This window comes from Kineosporia sp. R_H_3, from assembly GCF_002198675.1.
Lineage (GTDB): Bacteria > Actinomycetota > Actinomycetes > Actinomycetales > Kineosporiaceae > R-H-3.
In genome coordinates this window covers 1-4,434 of the sequence record NZ_MWLL01000046.1, presented here as the reverse complement: position 1 = coordinate 4,434, position 4,434 = coordinate 1, and the positions used below count along the sequence as shown (strand labels likewise).

Annotated in this window: 4 protein-coding genes and 1 riboswitch; all 4 genes read right to left on the bottom strand. The window is 74.0% G+C overall.

The annotated features are described in order from the left end of the window. Positions 1 to 90: 90 nt before the first annotated feature. Entirely contained in the window at positions 91 to 867 is a 777-nt protein-coding gene (locus ECOMGDLI_RS03010; protein ID WP_143447481.1) for a C40 family peptidase, read from the bottom strand. Between the two features lie 2 nt (positions 868 to 869). Further along, positions 870 to 1,048, bottom strand: a riboswitch (cyclic di-AMP (ydaO/yuaA leader). Positions 1,049 to 1,327: 279 nt separating this feature from the next. Continuing rightward, the gene (locus ECOMGDLI_RS03005) at positions 1,328 to 1,918 is read right to left on the bottom strand and encodes a DUF4383 domain-containing protein (RefSeq protein WP_088313475.1); all 591 of its coding nucleotides are present in this window, start codon (positions 1,916 to 1,918) and stop codon (positions 1,328 to 1,330) included. Between the two features lie 148 nt (positions 1,919 to 2,066). Continuing rightward, entirely contained in the window at positions 2,067 to 3,074 is a 1,008-nt protein-coding gene (locus tag ECOMGDLI_RS03000) for an FKBP-type peptidyl-prolyl cis-trans isomerase (RefSeq protein WP_198954494.1), read from the bottom strand. Between the two features lie 109 nt (positions 3,075 to 3,183). Beyond that, positions 3,184 to 4,434, bottom strand: a 1,251-nt coding sequence (locus tag ECOMGDLI_RS02995; RefSeq protein WP_088313471.1) for an ANTAR domain-containing protein, incomplete at its 5' end; no start/stop codon positions are given.

Here is a 4,434-nt window from a genome sequence, read left to right as displayed (position 1 = left end):
GCCCGTACCGCCCCCGTGGGGCGGCCCGCGCCGGACCGCGTCGACCCGGTCGGGCACCCGGGGCAGGGGCATCCGACCGGGACCGTGCCGTCAGCCGATGCGGCCGTAGCTGACGCGGGAGGACCAGATCTTGTGCAGGCCGACCCGCTTGCCCGGGCGCGGGGAGTCGTACATCTTCCCCTTGCCGGCGTAGATCCCGACGTGGAAGACGCGGCCGCTCGACGACTTGAAGAAGATCAGGTCGCCGGGCTTGCGCTGGGACTTGGCGATCTTGCGGACGTGCGCGTACTGCTGGCGCGACGTGCGAGGCAGCGTCCTGCCGGCCTTCTTGACGACGTACTTCGTGTAGCCGGAGCAGTCGAAGCCGGGGCGCGGCTTCGTGCCGCCCCACACGTAGCGGACGCCGACGTACTTCTTGGCGATCTTGACGATCTTCGCCCGGCGGGCGGCCGCGGTGAGCGTCGTCGTGGAGGCCGCCTTGGGGGCCGCCGCCGTCTTCACGGCAGCGGTCTTCGGGGCGGCCACCGCGGTGAGGGCGGCACTGTCGAAGGTCACCGCGGAGGCCGGCGTCGCCGCGAGCGGGGCGCCCGAGGTGAAGGCCACCGGGGCCGCGGAGGTCAGGGGCGCCGCCTTGACGGCGGTGCCCGTCGCCGCCGAGGCGGGCATCTGGCCGGCCGTCACGAGCGCGGAGCCGAGCACCGCCGCGAGACCGAACCGGGAGAGGGACGAGACGCCGCCGGACAGGGTGGTTCCCAGTCCGGTGGGGACGGCCGCCTGGAGCAGCGGCCGACGGGGGGCGAGGTGGGCCGGCTGACGTTTGCCGGCCACGGGCGCGCCGAGGCGCCCCGAAGCGGTGCGACGGGTCACGAAGGGAACCTCTCCGACGCCTACGAGGTGAGCTGTCGGGTTCGGATGGGAGTTGTCACCCGGCCGCGACGTCGTCCTGCGACGTCGTTCGGCTTCACCCCGAGGGTCGGCGCCTTGAGCGCTCGCCGACCCGTGGAACCTGGGTCCCCCGCCTCTGTCATGCGAGTGGTGTGGTGAGGCCCGGGAGCGGTGACAGAGCTCGGCGTCCGCGCGGGCACGCCCCAGTCAGGGGTGCGAGCAGAACCTAACTCACATGTCCGTCAAAGACGTAGTTAGCGGTTCAATCATGCCCGAAATGGACACGCTCCGTGACTTCCCGCAGGTCACCCCGGGGTCCACCGACCGTGCCATCGTGCGTCCACGCACGGGACGGATCAACTCCGGGACCTCGCAAACAGGGACTATTCGGACGCGAACATGACTCACATCACCTTCAGATCACGACTGGATCACAGGAATGTCACGCTGCGTTGCGGGACGGCGAGGGTACGTCGGGCCCGCGACGACGCCCCGCGGGGCGCGGCCAGGCCGCCACGACGAGCCCGAGGACGACGGTCACGAGGTGGAGGAGGTTGTCCGCCCGGTTGACGTTGAGCACGTCCCAGGTGCGCCCGGCGGCGACGAGCCCGTAGACGAGGACGGCGCCGTAGAGCACCGCCACCAGCAGGCCGTACCCGCGGACGCCGCCCGGCCGGCGCCAGAGCACGAGACCGGCCAGCCCGACGGCGAGGTGGACGACGTTGTGCAGCGGGTTCACCGCGAAGCCGGCCAGGGTGCGCGAGTGGTCGTGCCCGGTCCAGGCCATCCCGCCGGTCACCGCCCACCCGGCGGCACCGGCGACGACGAAGCCGACGGCGAGCACGAGCGCGAGGAGCTGGTGCGGTGCGGGACGGCGTCCGCGGGCCGCCTCCGGTGCCGGCCCGGCGGGCGGCGCGACGGCATGGGTCGGCGCGTGCGGTGCGGGGGCCACGGGTGCGGGATCCGCACGTGCGGGGTCGACCGCCGAGGGGTCGGCCGCTGCGGTGCCGGGCCGGGGTTGCACGTCGGCCATGGGTCCTCCTGGGGGTCGTCGTCGACGCCCAGGTACCCGCAGGACCTCCCGGTTACGCACGACGGCGGCGACCCGCGGCGATCACTCGCCGAACGGTCGCCGCCGCGGTGGGCGTGCGCGAGGTGCCGGGGCGGTCAGCCCCGGACGGTCAGAACTGACCGATGACGTCGACGACGAGGATCTGCGCCGGCGAGCTGGCCTCCTCGGCCGTGACGACGACGGCCCGGCTGCCGACCGGCTGGCCCTTGAGGGCCGTGACGAGGCTGAGGACGCTCGTCGCCGCGACGACCTGCGGCTGGCCGGCGTCCCAGGTCTTCTGGGTCTGCTTGCCGGTCTTCGCGTCGGTCTGGAGGAACTGCAGGACGAGCTGCTTCTTCTCGTCGATGGCCGGGCCGGTGCCCTTGACGAGCAGCGCGGACGACGGAGTCGCCGACGGCTTGACCCCGGTCACCGAGGTGACGTCGGGGCGCTTGCCGGACTCGGAGGTGATCGCCGGGAAGCCCGCCGGGAGCTTCTCGACGGCGCCCTTGGCGACGCCGTCGCCCTTGATCGTGTCCTCGAGGTCGACGACGAAGACGAGCGTCTCGCCGGCGAGCTCGCTCGTCGACTGCGCGTCCTTGACGCCGTACCCGTCCTGCGGCGTGATCGTCAGCAGCACCCGGCTGCCGAGCTTCTGCCCGACGAGCGTGCTGTCCCAGCCCTTGACGACGGCACCGACCCCGATCGGGAAGCCGGCGACGGCCCCGCGGTCGTAGGAGTTGTCGAAGACGTTGACCTTGCAGTCCTTCTCGGCCCACGTCTGCCCGAGGTAGTTCGCCAGGAGGACGTCACCCTTCTTGACGACGTCCCCGGTGCCGGCGCTGAGGACCTCGACGGAGGTCGTGGTCGGCGCGGCCGAGCGCGGGATGGTCAGGGTGGGCTTCTTGTCGGCGGCGCCGCTCACGGCGACCCCGACCTTCGTCTTCTTCGCACCGGCCGGCGCCGCCGCGGCGGCGGTCGGCGTGCACGGCGTCGCGGACGCCCCGGCGGACCCGGAGGCGGACGGCGCGGCCGACGAGGTGCCCGAGGACGCCGATCCGCCCGACGAGCCGCCGCAGCCGGCCAGGACGAGGCCGGAGACGAGGGCGAGAGCGGTCACGGCAGTGGTACGGCGCATTGGAGATCCTCGAGCGGTCGATGTCGACGGAAGGAACGACCGTAGCCCACCGACCTGGGAGGACCCTGGGCGCCCCGTCCGCCACTGCCGCACCCGCCGGGTCGACCGGTCAGCCGGACGACGGCGCAGGGTCGCCGTCCGTCGCGTCGTCCGGGTCCCGCGCCGCCTGCGCCGCCGCGTCGCCGCCGCCACGGGCCTCGTCGACGACGGACTGGGCGACGTCCCGCAGCCGGCGGTTGTGCGTCTGGCTCTCGACCCGGAGCATCGCGAACGCGGCGTCCTCGTCGACCCGGTGCCTGCCCATGAGGATCCCCTTGGCCTGCTCGATGACGGCCCGCGAGGCCATCGCCGTCCGCAGCTGCTGCGACTCGGTGGCCGCGGCGTTGTACCGCACGCACGCCTCGAGCACCCCGCCGGCGACGGCGGCGACCCAGTCGGCGAGCCAGAGGTCCTCGTCGCCGAAGGCCCCGGCACCGTCGCAGTAGACGACGAGGGAGCCGACGACGGCGTCCCCGCGACGCAGCGGCACCGCGAGCGCGCTGGAGAGCCCGAAGCGGCGGCGGATCTCCGCACCGGCCCCGCCGAACCGGGGGTCGGTGGCGAGGTCGGCGACGACGACGGTCCCGGCGGCGGACGCCGTCACCGGCCCGCCGCCGAGCTCGACCTCGGCCTGGACCGCGAGGGTGGCGACCGGGTCGGTCGTCGCGGCGACCGGGAAGGGCACCGCGACGTCGAGCGAGATGTGCAGCGGCAAACCCCGGAAAGCCTTGCCCGCCAACGTCGCGAGCCGTTCCGCGACCTCCTCGACGGGGCGGTCCGGCGACGTCCGGATCATCTCGAGCGTGAGGACGTGGGCGTCCGAGGCCATCACCTCGTCGAGGTCGTCGACGACCGGCTCCGGCCCGGCCGGCTCGCCGTCCGACAGCCCGGGCTCGTGCTGCTCACCGCCGGGCGGCTCGGGCAGCACGTGGGCCATGGGGGACGACGTCACCTGCCACACGAGGAAGGCGTCACCGCCGGTCGCGGCACCGCGGGCGACGACGACCCGGACGGCGATGCTGCGCCGGCGGCCGAGGCTGAAGCTCACCTCGGTCGTGATCGGGTGGTTCGCCGACGCCGCGACCGCGGCGAGGCGGCGCAGCCGGCCGTGCGGCGGACCGGCGAACTCCGCGAGGAAGCGACCGGTGAGCTGGTCGGCGGACACCCCGACGAGCCGCTGCATCGCGCGGTTCGTGAAGAGGACGCGGGCGTCGGTCGTCGTGAGCACGAGCGGCAACGGGGCGACCGCGAGCACGCCGGAGACGTCCGGGGGTCGGGGCCGCACGTCCGGGGCCTGCGGCATCACGGCCTGGCCCCGGGC